22 protein-coding genes are annotated in these 21,363 nt (G+C 48.1%); 15 read left to right on the top strand and 7 right to left on the bottom strand.

The window, feature by feature from the left end:
- Positions 1 to 4 precede the first annotated feature (4 nt).
- From AB3N00_RS21895 to AB3N00_RS21880, 4 genes are all read left to right on the top strand, one after another.
- The gene (locus AB3N00_RS21895; protein WP_413036481.1) at positions 5 to 772 is read left to right on the top strand and encodes an HAD family hydrolase; all 768 of its coding nucleotides are present in this window, start codon (positions 5 to 7) and stop codon (positions 770 to 772) included.
- Positions 769 to 1,104 (top strand): DMT family transporter, encoded by a 336-nt coding sequence (locus tag AB3N00_RS21890; protein ID WP_413036480.1) that lies wholly within the window; start codon positions 769 to 771, stop codon positions 1,102 to 1,104. Before AB3N00_RS21895 ends, AB3N00_RS21890 begins: the two co-directional genes overlap by 4 nt.
- Positions 1,104 to 2,105, top strand: coding sequence for a metallophosphoesterase family protein (locus AB3N00_RS21885; protein WP_413036479.1), 1,002 nt, complete (start codon positions 1,104 to 1,106; stop codon positions 2,103 to 2,105). Before AB3N00_RS21890 ends, AB3N00_RS21885 begins: the two co-directional genes overlap by 1 nt.
- Before the next feature lie 255 nt (positions 2,106 to 2,360).
- On the top strand, positions 2,361 to 3,821 hold the full coding sequence (locus AB3N00_RS21880) for a carboxylesterase/lipase family protein (RefSeq protein WP_413036478.1): 1,461 nt from the start codon (positions 2,361 to 2,363) through the stop codon (positions 3,819 to 3,821).
- A gap of 128 nt (positions 3,822 to 3,949) precedes the next feature.
- On the opposite strand, the gene AB3N00_RS21875 is transcribed toward AB3N00_RS21880, so the two are convergent.
- Positions 3,950 to 5,116, bottom strand: a complete 1,167-nt coding sequence (locus AB3N00_RS21875; protein ID WP_413036477.1) for a VanZ family protein — start codon at positions 5,114 to 5,116, stop codon at positions 3,950 to 3,952.
- Positions 5,117 to 5,413: 297 nt separating this feature from the next.
- On the opposite strand from AB3N00_RS21875, the gene AB3N00_RS21870 reads away from it, so the two are divergent.
- The 3 genes from AB3N00_RS21870 to AB3N00_RS21860 all read left to right on the top strand — a co-directional run bounded on the left by AB3N00_RS21870 (position 5,414) and on the right by AB3N00_RS21860 (position 8,236).
- Positions 5,414 to 5,755 (top strand): zinc ribbon domain-containing protein YjdM, encoded by a 342-nt coding sequence (locus AB3N00_RS21870; protein WP_413036476.1) that lies wholly within the window; start codon positions 5,414 to 5,416, stop codon positions 5,753 to 5,755.
- Between the two features lie 432 nt (positions 5,756 to 6,187).
- Positions 6,188 to 7,000, top strand: a complete 813-nt coding sequence (locus tag AB3N00_RS21865; protein WP_413036475.1) for a class I SAM-dependent methyltransferase — start codon at positions 6,188 to 6,190, stop codon at positions 6,998 to 7,000.
- 174 nt (positions 7,001 to 7,174) lie between these two features.
- Positions 7,175 to 8,236 (top strand): LLM class flavin-dependent oxidoreductase, encoded by a 1,062-nt coding sequence (locus AB3N00_RS21860; RefSeq protein WP_413036474.1) that lies wholly within the window; start codon positions 7,175 to 7,177, stop codon positions 8,234 to 8,236.
- Positions 8,237 to 8,354: 118 nt separating this feature from the next.
- On the opposite strand, the gene AB3N00_RS21855 is transcribed toward AB3N00_RS21860, so the two are convergent.
- Entirely contained in the window at positions 8,355 to 9,008 is a 654-nt protein-coding gene (locus AB3N00_RS21855; protein ID WP_413036473.1) for a TetR/AcrR family transcriptional regulator, read from the bottom strand.
- A 193-nt stretch (positions 9,009 to 9,201) separates the two neighbouring features.
- Here AB3N00_RS21855 and AB3N00_RS21850 point away from each other — a divergent pair, with 193 nt between their 5' ends.
- Positions 9,202 to 10,017, top strand: a complete 816-nt coding sequence (locus AB3N00_RS21850) for an SDR family NAD(P)-dependent oxidoreductase (protein ID WP_413036472.1) — start codon at positions 9,202 to 9,204, stop codon at positions 10,015 to 10,017.
- Positions 10,018 to 10,061: 44 nt separating this feature from the next.
- Here AB3N00_RS21850 and AB3N00_RS21845 read toward each other — a convergent pair whose 3' ends face one another.
- Positions 10,062 to 10,574, bottom strand: a complete 513-nt coding sequence (locus tag AB3N00_RS21845; protein WP_413036471.1) for a hypothetical protein — start codon at positions 10,572 to 10,574, stop codon at positions 10,062 to 10,064.
- Positions 10,575 to 10,713: 139 nt separating this feature from the next.
- Complete coding sequence (locus AB3N00_RS21840; protein ID WP_413036470.1) at positions 10,714 to 11,178, bottom strand: DUF4385 domain-containing protein; 465 nt, start codon at positions 11,176 to 11,178, stop codon at positions 10,714 to 10,716.
- 157 nt (positions 11,179 to 11,335) lie between these two features.
- Here AB3N00_RS21840 and AB3N00_RS21835 point away from each other — a divergent pair, with 157 nt between their 5' ends.
- From AB3N00_RS21835 to AB3N00_RS21825, 3 genes are all read left to right on the top strand, one after another.
- On the top strand, positions 11,336 to 11,803 hold the full coding sequence (locus AB3N00_RS21835) for a YfbM family protein (RefSeq protein ID WP_413036469.1): 468 nt from the start codon (positions 11,336 to 11,338) through the stop codon (positions 11,801 to 11,803).
- A gap of 107 nt (positions 11,804 to 11,910) precedes the next feature.
- Positions 11,911 to 12,036 carry a hypothetical protein gene (locus tag AB3N00_RS21830; protein ID WP_413036468.1) on the top strand — a complete coding sequence of 42 codons (126 nt, stop codon included), beginning with the start codon at positions 11,911 to 11,913 and terminating at the stop codon, positions 12,034 to 12,036.
- Between the two features lie 196 nt (positions 12,037 to 12,232).
- Entirely contained in the window at positions 12,233 to 13,720 is a 1,488-nt protein-coding gene (locus tag AB3N00_RS21825; protein ID WP_413036467.1) for a copper amine oxidase N-terminal domain-containing protein, read from the top strand.
- A gap of 79 nt (positions 13,721 to 13,799) precedes the next feature.
- Here AB3N00_RS21825 and AB3N00_RS21820 read toward each other — a convergent pair whose 3' ends face one another.
- The 3 genes from AB3N00_RS21820 to AB3N00_RS21810 are packed head-to-tail and all read right to left on the bottom strand — an operon-like array spanning position 13,800 to position 16,659.
- Entirely contained in the window at positions 13,800 to 14,258 is a 459-nt protein-coding gene (locus AB3N00_RS21820; protein ID WP_413036466.1) for an N-acetyltransferase family protein, read from the bottom strand.
- Positions 14,255 to 15,175, bottom strand: coding sequence for a D-alanine--D-alanine ligase (locus AB3N00_RS21815; RefSeq protein WP_413036465.1), 921 nt, complete (start codon positions 15,173 to 15,175; stop codon positions 14,255 to 14,257). The genes AB3N00_RS21820 and AB3N00_RS21815 overlap by 4 nt, the downstream gene beginning before the upstream one ends.
- Before the next feature lie 32 nt (positions 15,176 to 15,207).
- Positions 15,208 to 16,659 carry a PLP-dependent aminotransferase family protein gene (locus tag AB3N00_RS21810; RefSeq protein WP_413036464.1) on the bottom strand — a complete coding sequence of 484 codons (1,452 nt, stop codon included), beginning with the start codon at positions 16,657 to 16,659 and terminating at the stop codon, positions 15,208 to 15,210.
- A 703-nt stretch (positions 16,660 to 17,362) separates the two neighbouring features.
- Between AB3N00_RS21810 and AB3N00_RS21805 the strand changes: the two genes are divergently transcribed.
- The 4 genes from AB3N00_RS21805 to AB3N00_RS21790 all read left to right on the top strand — a co-directional run bounded on the left by AB3N00_RS21805 (position 17,363) and on the right by AB3N00_RS21790 (position 21,310).
- Positions 17,363 to 17,719 (top strand): nucleotide excision repair endonuclease, encoded by a 357-nt coding sequence (locus AB3N00_RS21805; protein ID WP_413036463.1) that lies wholly within the window; start codon positions 17,363 to 17,365, stop codon positions 17,717 to 17,719.
- 248 nt (positions 17,720 to 17,967) lie between these two features.
- Positions 17,968 to 18,717, top strand: coding sequence for a Bax inhibitor-1/YccA family membrane protein (locus AB3N00_RS21800; RefSeq protein ID WP_175396951.1), 750 nt, complete (start codon positions 17,968 to 17,970; stop codon positions 18,715 to 18,717).
- 276 nt (positions 18,718 to 18,993) lie between these two features.
- Complete coding sequence (locus tag AB3N00_RS21795; RefSeq protein ID WP_413036462.1) at positions 18,994 to 20,208, top strand: helix-turn-helix domain-containing protein; 1,215 nt, start codon at positions 18,994 to 18,996, stop codon at positions 20,206 to 20,208.
- Positions 20,209 to 20,257: 49 nt separating this feature from the next.
- Complete coding sequence (locus tag AB3N00_RS21790) at positions 20,258 to 21,310, top strand: ABC transporter substrate-binding protein (protein ID WP_413036461.1); 1,053 nt, start codon at positions 20,258 to 20,260, stop codon at positions 21,308 to 21,310.
- Positions 21,311 to 21,363: the final 53 nt, after the last annotated feature.

Genomic DNA, 21,363 nt, shown 5'->3' with positions numbered 1-21,363 from the left:
AACGATGTCTGAATTGAATTTGGGGATTTCGTCTACCCCGATTGAGGCGATTCTGTTTGACAAGGATGGAACCCTGCTGGATTTTACGGTCATGTGGGGCTTCTGGACAGATTGCATAATGGAAAACTTCAGGGAAGAGCTTGCCGCCCGCGGTCTTCTGTTTGCTGAGGAAGAGGTCCCCCAGATCTGGGGGACCTTCCATGATGAGCAGGGCCGAATGAACGGCTATGATGTGCGGGGACCCCTGGCTATGGGGACGATGGAGGAAGTGTATGCGGTGCTGACGTGGCATGGGTACCGGGCGGGGCTGAGCTGGGCAGAAGCCAAAATGATAGTTAGGGAATGCCTTCTGCAGGCGGAATATGCCATGAACAAGGTACGTCCCGTTCAGCCGCTTCCCGGTGTCCGCGAATTCTTGGAGCAGTGTCGCGACAAGGGGTTGAAAATGGGTGTGGTCACGGCAGATGATACGGAGAGCGCTTTACGCCACCTGCAGTGGATGGGAATCGACTCCTTTTTCACCGTGGTCGTGGGGACAGATCAGGTTGGACGGGGCAAGCCGTTTCCTGACATGCTCATGCTGGCCTGTGAGCGTATGGGTGTCTCAGTTAACAGGTCTGTGGTCATTGGTGATACCGATGGTGATATGGAAATGGCACGCGCTGCAAGAGCTGCATGGAAGATTGCTGTAGGCGACCCTGCACAGATCCAACTGTCCGACCGTACGGTACGTTCATTTCATGAACTGCTGGAAGTCAGGGTGACTCGATGACGAGCCATGCCTACACAGGATGGGTATTGCTCGCACTGGCCATAGGGCTGGAACTGAGTGGCACAATTCTGATGAGAGTATCCGATGGTTTTACCCGCCTGTGGCCTTCCATTCTTATGTTTGTCTGTTATGGAGCAAGCTTTACCCTATTGAATTTTGCAGTGAAATATATGCCTCTCGGTGTTGCTTATGCGATCTGGTCAGGGGTAGGCATAACGCTAATTGGGGTTGTGGGACATTACTTTCTGGGAGAGCGTCTGAAGGCAATGTCAATTGTCTGGATGGGCTTCATCCTGATTGGTATTATCGGACTGAAATGGAGTGATTCCTAATGGAGAATGAGCACAATCTTGAACAACCACTGGTCAGCTTTCAGGTCATCACCGACACCCATGTGAGAGATCAGGCTGACCATATTTACAATCGTCATCTGGAGAAGGCGCTCGCTGATATCACATCGTATGCGAAGGACAGCAGTGGGATTATGCATGTGGGCGATGTGACCGATCGCGGTCTGCCGGAAGAATACCAAGAGCTGCAGCGTATCCTGGATACTCAACGGGATGCACTGCCCGAGATACGTTATACCGTAGGCAATCATGATATCGGAGCCATTCTGTGGCAGGATCCACCATTAAATCTCACGACGATGACACCGCATGAGGTTGGTGAAGTGCTGGGTCATCCAGAGCGTATGGATGAAGGGAATAATACAACTGGTGACGCTCCTATTACAACGGAGGGATTATGGCAGAAACGATTGAATGATTTCACAGCCACCACAGGCATGAAGGGTTCGTATCACGACCACTGGATCCATGGTTATCATTATATCTTTCTGGGTTCGGAGCAGCCCCATCCGAAGGATTGTGATATGTCTGCCGAACAGCTAGCGTGGTTGGAAACAACATTGTCCGAGCAGGCTTCTCCTGACCGACCGATTTTTGTCTTTTTGCATCAGCCGCTGATGGATACCGTAGCCGGTTCGATGAAAGATCAGGGATGGTATGGCGTGAATCAGGATGCCGAAGTAAAGGCTGTTCTGAGTCGCTATCCTCAAGTGATTCTGTTCTCAGGACATACCCATTGGCAACTGGAGGCACCCCGCACCATGGTTGAAGGCGTCGGTCAGCTGCCAACGATGTTTAATGCCGCTTCCGTAGCATACTTGTGGACGGATGAGGATGAGCATCTGGAGGGAAGTCAAGGTCTGCAGGTGGATGTGTACGCCGACCGGGTTGTCGTCAAGGGACGGGATTATGTTAAGGGGACTTGGATCGAGGGTGCAGAGTATACAATATCATATCCAGTGAAAGTGAAGGTCGACATGTAGGGTAATGATTCGTAAGACAGCATCCAATCATGTGAACAATCTAAGATGGATGTATGCAGCGGATACGATGTTCAAATGTTAGCTGGGCATAGAAGACTTCGCCGGAAACTCGCGGCGGGGTCTTCACTGTGTAAGTAAAAGTTCCACGTGAAACGTAGCCTTCGGGTTGTTTTTGGGTAAACTTGTAAATTGGTCTTGTGGAGTTCTATACTCAATAGTAGTTGAAAATTGAAATAGAGAGGATGTATACGCCACATGAAAGAACTTCAAGTTAACACGAGGTACGGTACAGTTGAGGGTGATCATCTGCATGGAACAAGGGTATGGAGAGGCATCCCTTATGCCAAACCACCCGTGGGTGAATTGCGTTTCCAAGCCCCGGTTCAGCCCGAGTCCTGGGATGGGATCAGAGAGGCCAAGAAATTCGGCCCTGAAAATATACAGCCAAGAAATCACCAAGCGGAGGGGATGGCCGGAGAGCCTCCCGTTGAATCGGAAGACAGCCTATACTTGAACATTTGGGCACCTGAAAAAGAAAGTAGCGATCCACTCCCGGTCATGGTATGGATTCATGGTGGATCATTTACTTCGGGCGCGGGAAGCCAGCCTCTGTATGATGGAACACAACTGGTCCTCCGGGGGAACGTTATCGTTGTGACAATTAACTACCGTCTGGGGCCGCTCGGATTCATGCATATGGCGCCGCTGGGCGATGGTTTTGCAACCAATGTGGGTCTGCTCGATCAGGTTACTGCCCTGCAGTGGGTAAAGGATAACATCGGAGCTTTTGGTGGTGATTCAAGCAATGTCACGGTGTTCGGTGAATCTGCAGGCAGCATGAGCATTGCGGCCCTAATGGCAATGCCGGCGGCCAAGGGATTGTTCCACCGGACCATTATGCAGAGTGGTGCATCCCAATTCATGCCGGCAGAGCAAGCCGCGGAGATCCGCAGTGCGATGCTGAAGGTTCTTGGCGTGGAGCCGCATGATCTACATAAGCTGAAATCCATTCCGGCTGAACAAATCATTGCAGCTGGCGAAGCGGTCAAAAAACACAGCGGTGCTGCCATGGCCTTGTTATTCCAGCCCGTGCTGGATGGCGTAACCTTGCCGAAATCTCCATTAGAAGCTGTTCGTGAGGGCGCTGCCCAGGACATCCCTGTTCTGATCGGTACTACCCTGCATGAAGGTTCACTGTTCATTCAGCCGCATGTACCCTATTCGGAAGAGATCAATATGGTAAAAGCAGTTGACTTTATGACGCCGGATCTGGAGAATCGTGCAGCGATCGCGGACGGCTATCCCAAAACGGCAGACGGACAGGCCCAAGTCATGACCGATCTGTTCTTCTGGCGGTCCGCACTGCAATATGCCGCGGCCCAAGAGAAATACGCTCCTGTATGGATGTATCGCTTCGATTGGGTCATGCCGGAGCATCCGCTGCTGAAAAAGTCGATCCACAGCATTGATATCTTCTTCGCATTTAATACATTACCTGTTCTGAAATTCATGAATGCAGAACCGGATGCTGCGGCTGCAGAGCTGGCGGGCAAGGTGCAGGATGCCTGGCTTTCCTTTGCCAAGCATGGCCGGCCTGAGACGGATGGTGTGAACTGGCCTGCTTATAAGGAAGATCGTGCTACGTTGATATTTAATCATGATATTGAGTTGGTGCATGATCCAGAAGCATCCAAGCGGGAGCTGCTCGGCGTGTAAACGAACGGCTCGTGACGTCGCGGTCACACACACATCAAAGGCGCCTTCCGTCATTCCTGACGGGAGACGCCTTTCTTTTGCCAATTTCCAAACGATTGCTCACCGAGCCGTAATACGGACTGCTAAATTTACTTGCGGGAAGCGTTAATACCGGATACATGATCACAATAGAATGCCCGGCTGCCTCTGGAGAAGAGCACCAGCATAACATGGATGAAGATTGCTGCAAACATAAGCATATAGAGGCCAATAATACCGATCGAAATCCATACTTTATATGGCTCAAGCACTGAATCGTTATTTACAAATGCATAGTCGTTAATGAGCCGGATCATGGTGAAAATAAGCCATGGAACGTAGAGGGCAAGCCAGCGTTTAAACAGGGATCTAATGGACGGCTTACCCGTCTGCCTGCGGACATACCGGAAACGCATGAGGGCGGAGCCTGGCGTTTTCCCTTCTCGAACGGTTGGAATGAAGAATAATACAATGAGCAGCGCAATGGTCGTATTTGCTGCACTGGTGATGATATTGGCACTCGATAAACTGAAGATGGAGAGCAGGTTCGATATGAAAACAACGACCACACCATCAATGATCAGTGCGAGCAGCTGCGGTATAGGATATACCTTGTTTTCCTCCACAATCTGCTCACTCTTCGCCTGAATGCTTGCACGCGATGGGAACAACGCAAGCAGTATAGGAGCTGCAAAAAATCCAAGCACGGCTCCTGACGTATTTGACAGCAGATCATCAACATCGAACAGGCGGTAGGGACAGTTGTAATAACCGTAGAATCCGGTGATTTGCGTAATTTCAAAGAACAGGGAAAGGCCAAATCCGCCAATTAAGGCATACTTCCAGTAGGATCTCTTTTGAAAGAAATACCGGATATATACACCCAGCGGCATGAGGAGCAGGACGTTAAACAATATTTGCAGGAAGGCTCTGCCCTGAATCATCCCGACATAGCTGGCTGGCTGTGACCATACAATCGGTGTTTCTTTCATAATATCTTTTACAAAACTGAATGGAACGAGATTGTAATATACCGTGTCGGCTGCCTGCTGCGCGCATGTGTTTCGCGTCGTCGGGAATGGCAGAATGACAAGACAATACGCAGCCAGAATATAAAAGATAAAGGAAAAGCTGATGCCAAACCGGGACCAGCTAAAAAATCCGTCTTTGCGATAACCATAGATCAGCCACGGAACAAGCAGAAACATGGAGATGATCACAAAGATAAAAAAAGCGGTTTGCACAGGGAAAACATAGGATGACATGGACATGGACATGAAAAGGAACTCCTTTGATTAGAAATATGTCATGGACGGGCTGCAACCCGGCTCTAATTATGCAATTTAGCATGAATCTGAATTTAAATATGTTCGGGAATCTCTTCCGGATAGGTATATCGTATAAGATTAGTTTTAAAGTACGGAGAGGTGAACCTTAAATTTGGTTTAAATTCCATTAACCGAACGTGGAGTAGGACTATCATGGCCTTAACGTGTCCCATAGGCTGGAAGGAACATGAGGAATCCCTTATACTTGCGAGAAGCCACAAAAAATGAATGGAGCGTTTAAACCATATGTCTAATTTGCCTAACTGCCCGAAATGCAATTCTGAATACACGTATGAGGACGGTAATCTGTTGATCTGCCCGGAGTGCGCACATGAGTGGACGTTGGAATCCGAAACCGAAAGTGCCGAAGATACCAAAGTCGTACGTGACTCCAATGGCAATGTGCTAAATGATGGAGATACCGTGACGGTCATTAAGGATCTGAAGGTTAAAGGCAGCTCACTGGTAGTTAAACAGGGAACTAAAGTGAAAAACATTCGTCTGATTGACGGTGACCATGATATTGACTGCAAAATCGAAAGTCTGGGCGCAATGAAGCTGAAGTCTGAATTTGTGAAAAAGATCTAGTTCATCATGTGTGTTACATAGTTGAAGAGATTATCTGCGCAGTTGATCTGAATGAGTTGGCAGGAAATATATGGGTGATATATACTGTCTGAAATTTAACAGCAAAACGCAATGATCAGGAGCATTAAGGATAAAGGCTGGCCCAGAGAACTGCCGATATGGTGCAAGGCAGTCCATCCCTGTCCCCAACTCGCCTGTGAGCGGCAGGATTAACCATCAGTCACACATGCTGACTGCAAAGAGATCCTGACGGCTAACCCCCGTCATCCGGTCCGAGTTCCTATGACAGTAAGTTTTGGTGATCTACCATGTCACTGTCCATGGATGAAGAAGAGTGGTACCGCGAAGGGCAAACCTGTCGCCTCTTAATTGAGGTGGCAGGTTATTTGTGTTTTATAGCCTCAATATGAGAAGAAGGCAGGTGTCGGACGGATGACAAGAGATCGAATCATTAACTATTATTCCCGATTTGACGAATGGGGCAGGCTGGAACGGGAGCCACTGGAGTTCATCATTAACATGCATTACATCAGAGCACATCTTCCCGCAGCAGGACTTGTCCTGGATAATGGGGCAGGGCCAGGGAAATATGCAATGGAACTTGCGAGACTTGGATACCATGTGACACTGTCAGACCTGACACCTGCTTCCGTGGATATTGCTAGGGAGAAGGCTCAGGAGTTCGAGCTGACGAATCAATTCGAAGGATTTCACGTATTGGATGCGACCCGACTGGATGGGATGGCTAACGATACGTATGATGCATCGCTGATGTTGGGACCGCTGTATCATCTGCAAGCGGAGCAGGAGCGGGTAGCGGCTGTGAAGGAATTGCACCGGGTGACGAAGCCGGATGGCGTGGTCTATATCGCGATGCAGAGCCGAATGAGAATGGGCATTACTTCGCTCCAGTCTCCCCGGCAATGGAAACCAAATGATCAAATGGGAGCCATTCGTTCTTTTGTGGAAAAGGGGACATTCGATCATCAGGATCAGGGTCGATTTACAGGAGCGTACTATTTCAACATTCCGGATATTAAGCCGTTTATGGAGGAACAGGGATTTGAAACGATAAATCTGATTGGATCATCCAGCATAGGGACCATGCTCACCGAAGAGCAGCAGCAGTATTGGAAAGAGCGTGGCGAGTATGATGAGCTGATCCAATTGATGATTGAGATGGCTCAAGATCCCTCAATTCTGGGAATCTCGTCACACCTGCTGTATATCGGGAAAAAGAAATAATCATCAATTCATAGGAAATTGAGAATAATACGTTGTAATATTGCCCTCTGGAGACAGGGGGCTCTTGTGTTTTTCTTCAAAATAGTTCAATATTAAGATACATAACAAAAGGTGATCTACTTACAATAGGTTAGATGAGCAACGAATCGCTTCATAAACAGGGAGGAACAAAACATGGAAATCGGAATTAGTACCTTTGTAGAAACAAATCCGGATGTGAACACCGGAGAACTCATCAGTCACGCGCAGCGTATTCGTGATGTTGTGGAGGAGATTGTCCTGGCTGACGAGGTTGGTCTGGATGTATATGGAGTGGGTGAGCATCACCGTGCTGACTATGCAGCTTCTTCCCCAGCCGTCATTTTGGCAGCAGCAGCTTCACAGACCAAACGCATTCGGCTGACCAGCGCCGTAACCGTTCTGTCTTCGGCTGACCCGGTCCGGGTATTTCAGGATTTTGCGACGTTGGACGGCATTTCGAATGGACGTGCAGAAATTATGGCGGGCCGGGGTTCATTTATCGAATCCTTCCCTTTGTTCGGCTATGATCTGAACGACTACAATGAGTTGTTTGACGAGAAATTGGATCTGCTGCTCAAGCTGCGTGATTCGGAAAAAGTAACCTGGGAAGGCCAGCATCGCCCTTCCTTTAATAACCTGGGCATCTACCCGCGTCCGGTACAGGAGAAGCTTCCGGTATGGATCGGTAGTGGTGGTAACCAGGAATCGGTTGTTCGCGCAGGGCTGCTCGGTTTGCCACTTGTGCTCGCCATTATCGGTGGTCGTCCGGTTCAGTTTGCCCCACTGGTTGAATTGTACAAAAAGGCAGCTGCACATGCAGGGCATGACGCTTCCAAACTGACAGTGGCATCGCACTCCCACGGTTTCATCGCCGATACAACGGATGAAGCGGTTGAGAAATTCTTCCCGCCTGCACAGGCGGTCATGAATATATTGGGCCGTGAACGTGGTTGGGGACATTACAGCCGTGCAACGTTCGACGCTGCACGCAGCCTTGAAGGTGCGCTGTACGTGGGTGACGTGGAGACGGTAGCTCAAAAAATTATCTATCTGCGCAAAGAAGTCGGCATCACTCGTTTCATGCTGCACACCCCCCTCGGCACGATGCCGCACAATGAGGTGATGAGAGCGATCGAGTTGCTCGGTAAAGAGGTTGCTCCAATCGTGCGTAAAGAAATCGCGCGTTGGGAAGCCGAGAATGGAGAAGCGCGTTAATTCAATTTGCTGAGCAGAGAATATAGTACATCGTGTATTTATACACGCAAAAAAGGAGCGAGGTTCAGCGTGACAGCTGAACTTTCACTCCTTTTTTGTGTTTCGGGGCTGGCTATCCTTACATGTCTGTTTCAAAAAGTGATTGAACAATCATGGACAGAGTATGGTCATATAGCCTTCTGGCAGCCTCTTCACTCTCAATATGGCCTCCCAGGTATAGATGAATAACACCGTGCAAGGGAGCCCAGATCATTTGAATCGCAAGCAGCGAATCATCTTCACGAAGCAACCCTTGTCCCTTCGCAGCTTCCACCAGATTGGTGAGCTGCTTCAATGCTGTTGCAGTTCCCTCCAAACTTTCTGCATCCGGTTTGAATTCGGCGAATGAACCACCAAACATCAGCTGATAAAAGCTGGATTGCGTCATACCGAAATTCCAGTAGGCGAGGGCGAGAGCACGGAAATGCTGTTGGTAAGAAGCTTGCTGTGGCACGGCTTCAAAGGATTGAGACAGGAGGGTGCACCCCTCCAGATACAGGTACTTGGCTAATCCCTCTTTCTTGCCGAAGAGGTTGTATATGATTTTGGTGGAGCACTCCATGCGTTCTGCCACACGCCGTACCGTGACAGCTTCGGGTCCATGCTCTTGCAATAGCGCTGCAGCAGCATGCACAATATTTTGCCGCAGATTTTCGGAGTGCTGGAGTCTCGCCTCCTGAAAAGTTGTCACGGTGTGAATCGACTCCTTGGAATTTGACAGGTGATCGTTCATCTTGTTCATCCTCGTAGCATCATATTTGTTTTCTAACAGAAACTACGTTTCTTATGAGTATTTTACTGTTTTACGCCTGATATCGTCAATTTTCCAAATGTGAATTGACAGAATCAAGAAATAATAATACTATGTTTTCATTAGGAAACAATGTTTCCAATAAAAAACGTATGTACGAAAAGGTGGATGAGCAATGAAAAATAATCAACATCAGTGGGCACTGATTACAGGGGCCTCCTCGGGAATTGGGCAGGCTTTTGCATTAGAGATGGCATCAAAGGGAAATCATGTGGTACTTGTGGCCAGGTCTGAATCCAAACTGAAACAGCTGGCGGAACGCATTGAACGAACCTATAAAGTGAAAGCAGAGGTCATCGTATCGGATCTATCTGAAGCGCATTCGCCACAGCAGATTTATGACGAATGTAAAAATCGGGGCATACAGGTAGATACCTTAATCAACAATGCGGGCTTTGCCACACATGGGTGGTTTGAGCAGGTAGATGGCTCACGTCAGCAAGAAGAGATCATGCTTAATGTACTCGCTGTAACCAACATGACCCATCTGTTCTTGCCAGGGATGCTGCTAAGTCGAAACGGAACGGTTATTAATGTTTCTTCTACGGCAGCCTTTCAACCTGACCCGTATATGGCTGTATATGGGGCTACGAAATCATTTGTTCTTTCGTTTACAGAGGCGTTATACGAAGAGAATAGACAGCGTGGAGTTCGCTTTTTGGCCATATGTCCCGGTGCGACGGAGACCTCCTTCTTTGATGTCGTGAATGCCGAAGAGGCCTCCGTAGGGAAACGGGATACGCCTGAGCATGTGGTGGAAGTGGCGATGAAGGCACTGGAATCAGGCAAGCCCTACGCTGTGCCAGGCGCCTCGAATTATTGGACAGCTCAATTATCCCGTATTTTACCCCGCAGACAGATCTTGCGTGTAGTTGGAGGGATGCTGAGTCCGCGTTCCAAGAATGACAAGGCGCAAAGAGCCCGAGCCTAATCTTCATGAAAAAAAGCTGACAGCAAATTCCCTGCTGTCAGCGTTTATGTAGTAACAACATTTAATATTCCATAAAGAAGGCTGGTCCCGGCCGCGCTGAGTGCAATCAGCTGTACTTTCAGGCCTAATCCGCCAAAGTTGAACACTTTTGGAAGCAGCCAGTACAGGCTCATCGTTGTCCAGAGCGCGTTCAGAATTCCAGCATTTAGCAGCTGTCTCCCGGAGGCTTCCCTGATCGCAGAACCCAGCATGCCAGGAAAGGTCGTATCACCTATCATTCTCAAATTCCAGGAGGAGAGGAGGAAGTACACAAGCACAACACCCATCGTTCCCATAATCATCAGGGTATCCTTGCTCATTAGTAAACTGCCAAGGGTATGAGACCTGTTCTTCATTCCCCCGAAACCGATCAGGAAAAAAACAAATCCTACCACCAGCCCAACACCGGCACCTGCCGTGCACAGGGTATTCAGTATTATACTGACGGTGCCGAGCATCCATAACATGTCATCACCTTCTTCAATAGCCTTATGAATTTCAATCCATCTGGTCTTCAACCTTTTGCTGGGGGCCGAAGGCGGTCGTTTCATGGAACTCCTTTAAATGGGGTATCATCCTATTTCAATTGTGAGTTGGACGTAATGCATTATATCAAATGGAGCATCTGTATGAATCATGTAATTTTCACCCATGAGCCTATTCCTTCTCTGATTCGTACTTTTCCCGATGCTGCTTTTTCATCTCAATATAGTCCGGGTCAGTCTTGGCGATTTCCCACTGTGCCTTGAAAATGGCTGCAGCTTCCGCTTTGACCTTGTCATTCTGATATGGCAGGATTGAACCGTCCTCCTTCGAGTATTTGCGCCCGCCTTTGTGGTTCGTATAGCGCCTGGCCCGTGTGTACCCCATCTGCAGGAACTTTCGCGCCATATCCATACCAACGAAATCCTCCTTTTTTTTATATTCCAAAAATAGCTCGTAGATCTTCTCTGATGATTCTGTCGCAATCTCGGGTGTCTTGAAACGCCAATAGGGCAGAATCTCGCTCTTGTAGGGTTCAACCATCAGTACACCCTGCTCTCCCCGTCCAACAGTGTACAGTTCAGGATGCTTGCGCAGATCTAGCTCTTCATAATTTAAGCTGTAATCGAATTTTTTCATCCGTTTGGTTCCTCCTTGAAATGACATGTGTTTGCTATAATTGAACATGTAACTTCATTGAAGATTATTGTTCCTTTCCACCTTTTACCCCGATTCTTTTACATCAAGCACGGTTAATGGGGAACATAAGAAGTAAATACATAGGAGGGATCATGATATGGGAATGTCCGGCAGATACCTGGTAGTCACCCAGGATTTGATTGAATCAATCAAGTCGGGTGAGATCAGTGTGCATGATTGTTCAGTCGACCTGGATATCGATAAAATGTGGCAGATGCTTCAGTTCACGTTAACCGGTAATCTGGCAGATGGAGAGCCGCCTCTCGGATATGTAGTACCAATGTCAGGTGAGCAATATTTGGGGAACTACTCGGATATGGATCTGTTTCTGCTCTCGAGCGAACAGGTACTGGAAGCTTACATGGCTCTGGAGCAGCTGGATCGCGATGAATTGAAGGCGCGTTTTGACCTGGATAAAATGATATCGGAGGGCGTCTATCCGGTCAGGGAAGGTTGGGACAAGGAGGGGACTTTCCAGGAAATCGTTCAGACATTGAACGAGGTTCAGGCTTTATATCAGGCAGCCGCAGCGAGTGGAAACGGGATCGCCTTTTATATTTTCTAGATAAATTTATGTTAACGTTGCATTATGTTTGATCCGCTCTGATTCGGGTTATTGATAGAAACAGGCGGGTGCCTTGTGAAAATCCGGTAGAAGAGAGGGAATGCGATATGACACAGAATCAGAATGAAGAGAACAAAGCCGTTCAAGAGGATGAGCCGGATCAATTTGAAACCCCTGTAACGACAGAGGAGAATGAACCGACTGAAGAAAATGGCGAGGAAACTGAAGAGTAATTGACGAGGTCATCTAAATATAGTTCTATCCAAAGGTCGGACACATTTCCGGCCTTTTTTTGGTATTTTTACAATCCATCAGTTTACAACAATTACCTGAAGGCCTCATAATAGGGATGAACCACATTTTTCCTAAGGAGGAGATCGTATCAAAAATCGCAGGTTAGCTAAGTGGATCGCCGTACCACTCGTTTTAATGATGGTTGCGCTTACGGGATGTCAGGCTGTAGGTGGGGTGGATATTAGTAAAGCCATGGCCAACAGTACAACGGTAAAATCCGGTGAATCGAGACAGTCCATGCACGTTAACATAGAGCCGGCCAAAGAATTCGCTACGGAGAAAGACAACGAAATCATTGAGCTTATTAATTCCCTTTCCCTAGATATTGAAAATGCCAAAGTGAAGGATGCCCAAACGGCGTCAATCGAAGGCTCGGTAAGTTTCCAAGGAACCAAGCTGCCTTTCCACCTTTCCATGGATGAGACCCAAATGGTGATCGACCTGGACGGAGCGCAAAAGCCGCTGTACATATCACTGGAGGCGCTGGAAGGAACAGAAACGCTTCCGATGATGGACACCAAGGCTCTGGAAAAGCAGATTGAGGAGCTGTCTCCGAAATTGCTTTCTTTTGTTCTGAAGCACTTGTCCAATCCGAAAAACATCTCGGTTACGCCTGTACAGGAATCGGTTAATGGTGAATCCCTCAGCCTCTCCAAGCTGCACATGGAGATCACTGGGGAAGAGATTCTTGCGATGGTAAAACCATTCCTGACGAGTGTTGCCCAGGATGAGCAAGGGCTCAAGGATCTGATCGGAGATCTGTATGATGTGTTCTATCCGTTACTGAACGCAATGTCCCAGATGGACGAAGTGGACGCATCGGGGATTTCTTCCTTGATGCCAGAATCGAAAGAGGCAACCGTTGCATTAATGTACACCACGATCAAGACCGGACTCGACGAGCTTCTGGTTAACTATGATCAGGGGTTGAATGAATTGTTGAATGAAGTACCTGAGCTGAAGACGGTATTTGGCACAGATACAACGTTTAAACTGGATTTCTATCTCGACAGCGAGCTGAACATCCGCAAGCAAAACGCAGAGTTGAAAGTGGCACTGCCTGCCTCAGAGGATCTGCCTTTGCAATCCGTTACTCTATACGCAGATAGCGAACAGTGGAATATCGGTGGGCCTGTGACAGTAGATGCTGTTGATACAACGGGTGGCGTAATTGATCTGATGAAGGAAGATATCACTCCTGGACAGATGCTGCGTAACTTTGATTCCAATTCCGTGATATATCAGTTATTGAAAGATGAAGCTGGCATCACTCGGAAAAGCGTTATGCTGTATCCGGAAGACGAAAGCTTCGGAGCCGTTACTGTGAAAAACACAACATTTGTTCCTCTGCGTTACCTGTCCGAGGAATTGGATGCAGAAGTGAAATGGACCAAGGGCTCCGATACAATCGTTGTCATTGACGATATTACCGGGAATGAGATTGTCCTGACCGTCGGTTCCAAGAACGCAACAGTCGCTGGCAAGGAAGTGACCATGGTTGAATCGGCTTATGTGGGCAAAAACGGCAAGACCTATGTTCCACTGCGCTTCATGGCCGAGTCTCTTGGAGCAACCGTGGATAAGGAAAAAGAAACGGGTTGGATCTTTATCGATCGACCATAAGCAATAACATATTGTCAAAAACGCCTGTTCCCAGCGATATTGTTGGGGACAGGCGTTTTATTATCATGGCTATCGACCTTTAGGCATGCTGAAGAGCCCGCGGTTTTTTGCTAAATCCGGTACTCCCAGCGGTAAAGCCCAGCTGGCGATAGAATTCATGTGCCGCTTCACGATCGGGCCGGTTTCCGCTGTTCAGGGACAGGGAATCTACGCCTTGGGAAACGGTCCATTGCTCTGCTGCCAGAATCAGCTGTCGGCCTATGCCGGTCCCTCTGAACTGGTCATGCACGATGAGTGCCATGATGCGGCAGTGCTTCCCGTTTTTCTCATACATGTAAGATGTCTGCATTCCAATCAATCCGACCACACGTCCACGGACCTCGGCAACCAGTGTATTAAAATTCGCATCAGCCGCAATGTGGGCATAACGATCCTTCATTTCGGCGTACGTTGTGGGGTAACCGAGCTGATCCATGAGAATGACCATATCCTGCAGATCTTCCGTTGAACTATTGCGTATCGTTACATCCAGGCTCATGACAGCTTCGCCACCTTCGTTCGTTCCTTTAACGACAGATCGATGATGGTATCCAGTAACCCCGAAAAGGAAATTCCCGCAGCGGCTGCACTTTTCGGCAGCAGGCTGTTACGGGTAAGACCTGGCAGTGTATTCACTTCGAGCACATAAGGCATGCCGTCTCGAATGATCATATCCACGCGAGCGTAGACGCTGCATTTCAACACGCGGTAGCAGGCGAGCGCGGCATCCTCCACACGTTTGTGGATGTCGGCAGGGAGCTGGGTGACCTGCTCTTCAGCACCGCCGTCATTATATTTGGAACTATAGTCGAAGAACGCAGCGTTTGAACGAATCGAGATGATAGGGAGCATCTTGCCATCTACAATGGCACAGGTAATTTCTTCGCCTTCGATATATTGCTCAATCATGGCCGTATCATCCCATCGCAGTGCCGCTTCGACCGCAGCATGAAGAGCCGACGGCTCTTGGACAATTTGGGTACCGATACTGGAACCACCTGAATTGGGCTTCACCACAACCGGATACGTCATTTGCTGCACCGCTGTGGATGACAGTTCTTCCAAATGGCTCACCTGCACCCATTCTCCGGTTGGTATGCCTGCATGGTGCATGAGCTGCTTGGACATGTCTTTATCCATACATACACTGCTGGACAGGACACCGCATCCGGTGTACGGAATACCGAGCGACTCCAGTGTGCCCTGAACCGTGCCGTCTTCGCCGTATTTGCCATGCAGAGCGAGTAGGGCCACATCAATGCCCGCCGACTTGTCGATCAGATCCCGTTTGCTGTTCAGCTCAATGGGAACGACCTCATAGTTATCCCTGTCCAGATGGGCAATCATCTCCTGTCCGGTGAGCAGGGAAATATCCCGCTCCGAAGATGTACCCCCCATAATCACGCCAACCTTCATGTATAATCCTCCCATTCTGTCGTTCAGCCGCTTCACTCCATCTGGGCAGCTGTCTCACCAATGATGCGAATGCCTTTGCGAATGTTCTCGTCGCTGACCCTGGAGAAGCCCAGTCGCATCGTATTTAATCCCTGACCTGGTTCCAGATAAAAGGTATCCCCAGGCGTGAAGGTCACACCCTTCACCTTGCAGGCAGCCAGCAATTCCCTGGTCCGGTATTCCGGAGGGAATTGTACAAACAGATGCAGACCGCCTTCGCCGGAGATTTGGCACATCGGCAGATGCTTGCGCAAGCAGCGCACGACCAGTTCATATTTTCGCTTATATTCAGTGCGGGCCCGCTTCAGATACTTCTCAAAATTCCCGTTGCTCAGATACTGATAGAGCAGCGACTGATCCAGCGTTGAGGTATGGATGCTGCGAGCCCGTTTCATGCTTTCCAAATAATCGATCAGGGCTGCATCCGCAATGACCCAACCCACGCGGAGCCCAGGAAACAGTACCTTGGAGAAGCTGCCCAGATACACCAATCCATTCCCCTTGCCCGCACTAGCGATCAGAGGAGAAACGTGGGAACCGGAATAACGCAGTTCCTCGTTGAACCCGTCCTCGATAATGGGAACCTCGTATTGATTCATTAACCGGATAATTTCTGCCCGTTTGGCAGGAGAAGTCACGGTTCCGGTTGGATTGTGATAAGAAGGCACCAGATATGCCAGATCGTAGGGACTTGCGGCGAGTTCACGTTCCAACTGCTGCAGATTCAGTCCGTCCGGCTCCATGTCCACACCGGTAAGCTGGAACTCGTGAAGTTTCAGATTTTTGATGGCCGTATGGTGCGTTGGATTCTCACACAGGGCTTTCCCACTTTGTTTGCGCAATGCACCGAGCACCAGATCGAAGGCTTCTGTAAATCCGTTGGTAATGAGAATATCCTTGCCGCTCAGATCTAAACCCTTGTTCTCCATGTACCGAAGCAGATAGTTCATCAAAGGTCGGTATCCTTGCGCATATCCGTAGTTCAGCAGCACTTCCCCTTCAAGCGACATGCGATCGAGAAAGGCCCGTTTCACGTTGTGCAGATCGAACAATTTCTCATCCGGGGCGATACTTGTAAATGAGATCTCGCCACGTTCCGCACCGGAACCGTGCTTCATCAGATCATATTGTTCCGCCTGGATCGCATAGTCACTTACACGGTTGTTCCAATTCAGCTGCCAACCTGTAGTTGGCTCAGGTGCTTCAATCGTGGAACTGACGTAGTTGCCTTTGCCTTTGACTGCATAAATGAGACCTTCTTCTTCAAGCTCGGCATACGCGAGCAGGACTGTGCTGCGGCTCACCTTCATCAGTGTACTGAGTTCACGGGTGGAAGGAAGCTTTTGCTTCGCTTGCAGGCCGCCTTTGAGCATCAGTCGCTTCATATAATCTTTGACTTGTATATATACAGGGCGGTCCTCCGTCAGTTGTAGATCGGAATACATCCCATCACTCCCTCTTTTGCTATCTTGCCATATTATAAACCCCGCAGAAAGAACCACGATACCTCTGTTTCCGGGAAGAAGTGGTTGGATATGGGTGCACAACGTAAAAAAGCCCTGGCATCGTGCCGGGCTGGGGGTGTAGCTTGATCCAATTCTATATAGATCTGCTGTTATAAAGTTATGTCTTACTAAGATTGCATGGCATGACCATTCTTTTCTAGGATCGATAGCTATCGGTTCTTCTACGTGTGTCTATTTTGCTTGATTACTGACGATAATTGCAGGCTTTCTAATTCGAAACTACGACTACATCTACTTCTTTTCTACGTTACATTCTACAATTAATGTCTTTCTACATTTGCTTGCTGCAAGGGTCGTATTGATGATGAATCCAAAAGCTATAGTCTTGCTTACTTGCTAACTGTCCTCTTGTCGTGCGCACATTACAGAATTCAGTATGAAAAAGAACACGTTTCATAGGGTACAATAGACGGAAATAGATATAAAGACATATGTCTTAGTGCCCAATTTCTTCCTCATACCCCTATAGTACCACTTTGAATCAGGGAAGTTAACCTTTTTTTTGAAATTATTGTCGTAATAGTTGAAAAAAGCGTGAATTGTGCATCTTATAGGATGAAATGGTTTCCTTTCAGAATGTATGATAGGATGTAACCCTATAGATAATGAGGAAGTGAGCCCAATGATTCAGATTACTGTGCCAACACCGGATGTAACCATCACGAAGCAAGTTAACCCGCAGCTTAGCCATATTTACGGATTTACCGATTTCCACCTGATCACGCGCGAAAAGGGCGGCATTTTCATGTTTTACAATGCCGATGGAGAGTTGTTATTTGTCGGGAAAGCAAGGAAATTGAGACCACGGATCAAGAAACACTTTGAGGATACTGTTTCTCCAATGAAGAACCATCGGGAAGAAGTGGCGACCATTGAAGTTTGCCTGGTGGAAGATCCGGTAGACCGCGAAATTTACGAGACCTATATCATTAACTCGATGCGTGCGAAATATAATGTAGACAAAGTGTTGTACAAATAAGTATTTAACCCAATTACACAGCACCAAGTAGAATAAAGAAAAAGCCTGTACCAAGCTTGAGAATGCATTATACAGTTTGGGACATATGTCCTATAAGCTGTAACCATAGACAAGGATGTGATCAACCGATTGCATCCGATGTCTGCATTTGGACATATCATAGATTTTTTTTAGCATTAGCCACAGCAATGAGAGAACGTAGAGATTGGTTTCAAGGATTGACCCAATACATAGAAGAGGTGATTGTTTTGATCGGTCGTAGTGGCAACCCTACACTCAAGGACAGTACATTTGAAAATTCCGGTGGATACGGAGATGACCGTTATCAGAGTTACATGACGATTAACGGCACGGTGAATAAGGCGTTTATAACACTGGTGATCCTGCTGGGCAGTGCATTTGCGACATGGATGATGTTTTTTAACGGACAGGAAGTGCTGCCTCTGGCGATCGGGGGTGCAATTGTCGGATTTATTCTGGCACTGATTATTTCGTTTAAGCCTGTGGCTGCACCTTATCTGGTTCCCATCTATGCCATTGCGGAAGGTATGTTCCTGGGCGCACTCTCCGCCACCTATGAGTCATTGTACAACGGGATTACCTTGCAGGCTGCTTTGCTCACAATGGCTGTATTTATTGCCCTGCTGGTAGCTTACAAAACAAGACTGATCAAAGCTACAGAGAACTTCAAGCTGGGTGTTGTGGCAGCAACCGGTGGCATTATGATCATGTATTTGCTCAGTTTTGTACTGGGATTGTTCGGAATTACCGTTCCCTATCTGCATGACAATAGTCTGATCGGAATTGGGATTTCGGTCGTAATCGTTATTGTGGCTGCATTGAATTTGGTGCTCGATTTTGACTTTATTGAAAATGGTGCTGAACAGGGTGCTCCGAAATTTATGGAGTGGTATGGTGCATTTGGGTTAATGGTTACCCTGGTATGGCTGTATATTGAAATCATCCGTTTGCTCAGCAAGCTGCGGAGCCGGGATTAGGAAGCAAGTTAAACCCATAGATAACTTTTAGAACGATAAGCTAACGCGTGTCCAGACACGTCGTTAGCTTTTTTTTGGATATATGGATGACGATGATGTTACAGCCGGAGCAGTGCACATTTTTCCATATATGGATTGACTGTTATGAAAAGAATGTGATACCTTAATTGATAATGATTATCATTGTCGATAAATGATGAATCAGTATATCTGACCTTTCACGTACGCTGTACGCTTCATATCAAACTGATCAAACAGATCGAAAGGAGTGGCCTCATGTTACTGGAGAATGAATCGCACAGCGCTGTGCGAACACCCGTTATGAGTCGCAGCCCCAAGACGGATCTTGCTGAGGTAAAAGCATATATGGACGAGCACTACGACAAGGCATTGTCTATCGCCGATCTTGCTCAGAGAGCGAACATCAGTCCGAAGTATTTTGTGGATCTTTTCAAAAAAACCTACGGTCACAGTGCGATGGAGTATCTGACGGATCTCCGCATCAATCGTGCCAAGCGATATCTGAAGGAATCCGGATATAAATTACGTGATATCGCACTCAGAGTCGGATACAGTGACGAGTACTATTTCAGCCGCAAATTTAAAAAGGAAGTGGGCGTTTCTCCTTCGGATTATGCCAAAAACGCCAGAAAACGCATTGCCACCTGCTCCTCCAGCGTCATCGGACAGCTTCTGGCCCTCAATGTCATGCCCATTGCTGCGCCTATCGATCCCAAATGGACAGCGTATTATTATAACGCACACCGTACCGACATCCAGTCACATCTTAAACTGACAGATCCGTATACGAGCTGGAGATTTGAAGCGAATGTAGAGCGACTTGTCCATATCCGGCCGGACGCCATCATTGGTACCGATCAGATCAATGAACAGGATCAGGCGGGACTCGCCGAGATTGCACCTTGCTGTTTTGTGCCCAAGCATCAGACCGATTGGCGTGCACAACTGCGCATGATTGCTGCGTTTCTGGAACGGGAGGAACAGGCAGAACAGTGGATTGGACTATATAACAAGCGGGTGGAAAAAGCCCGGGATTCCATACAGAAGGAAGTGGGGCGCGAGAAGGTAGCCGTTATCCGGGTATACGGCCAGCGTCTCTATCTCTATAGTAATTCTGGAATTGAGGAAGTGCTCTATGGTGCTTTGCAGCTGGAGACCTTTCCGGATGCCAGCACCAACACGCCGTTAACGCTGGAACAATTGACTTCAATGAACCCGGACCGGATTCTGATCATGGTATGTCCAGAGGCCGTTTCACGAGCTTACTGGCTCAGCCTGCAGCACTCGCCTGTATGGAGACAGCTCAAGGCTGTACGTCAATATCAGACTCATCTGATCACCGGTGATCCCTGGTTCGATTACTCCGCAGTAGGCGTAATGCGCATGCTGGATGAAGCGCTGCTCATTTTCACGGGATATTGTCCAAATGTATATCTGGATAACGTCCATGGTGATTCACGAGCCACCTGACATATAATCCTTCTATCTAAATGAGAATGTTTATCAAGGGGGATATACCATGCATCAGCAGAAAAAAGAGAGCGGACAACGTTCCGTTGTTAGCAAATTCGTGTACAATCGGCTGTCAGCCTTGATTGTGCTGGTATTATTGGTGGGGTTATTATCAGCCTGTGGCTCCAAGTCAGAACATGCAGGAGCGGGACAGCAGGAGCAGAAGACAGCTGAAGCTTCAACAACAGCATCGTCAGAAACCGTCATACAAGAAGAGGATGCCGCAGAAACTGCAGCGAGCGAACGGACTGTAAAAGATGAATTGGGGCATGATGTTGTTGTTCCTGCCAAGGTGGAGCGTGTATTTGCACCTTATCTGGAAGATTCACTGCTTACACTCGGAGTTACACCGGTTGCCCAATGGGCCAGTGGTACCCAAGGGCATGTTTACTTACAGGATCAGCTTAGCGGCGTTCCTACCCTCGATTTCTCGAGCGGGCTTCCTTCGCCTGAAGCACTGATGGCATACAATCCGGACTTTATTATTCTGCACACAGCGAATTATGCCGAGAATGGCGTCTATGAGAGTTACTCTAAGATTGCACCGACATATGTGTTTAACAATGCATCCGGGGATGTAGAGAAGTCTCTGGAGGTCATTGGCGATCTGCTCGGTAAAACGGCTGAGGCCAAACAAGCCATCGAGACATATCACGCGAAGGTAGACGCTGCTAAGGTGGAAATTGCCAAGGTAGCGGAAGGCAAGAAAGCGGCCATTATCCGTTTTGCACCACGTGGGATCAGCATGATGGGTGGAAATTACTTTAGCGGCTACGTTGTATACGAACAGTTGGGACTCGGCAAGCCGAAACTTGTCGAGAAGGAGAACAGCGCAATCGTATCCACGGAAGTGCTGCCCGAGATTGATGCGGATTATATTTTCACTGTGGAACAGGGTCCTGGCAGTATGAAAGAAATGACAGATACCAAAGTGTGGCAGAGCATGCCTGCAGTCAAGGCAGGACAGGTGTATGCAGTCGAGCCGGCTCCATGGCTGGGCGGCGGATTGATTGCTTATGGTCATGTCATTGACGATACACTGAAGGCGTTGACACAATAATCAGAAATGAAGCAGCTCCCTCTTGGGGTGCCTGGAATCGGATATTATTCCCC

Source organism: Paenibacillus xylanilyticus, from assembly GCF_047246825.1.
Classification (GTDB): domain Bacteria; phylum Bacillota; class Bacilli; order Paenibacillales; family Paenibacillaceae; genus Paenibacillus; species Paenibacillus xylanilyticus_B.
The sequence above is the reverse complement of the archived record's forward strand: the minus strand, read 5'-3'. Positions and strand labels throughout refer to the sequence as shown.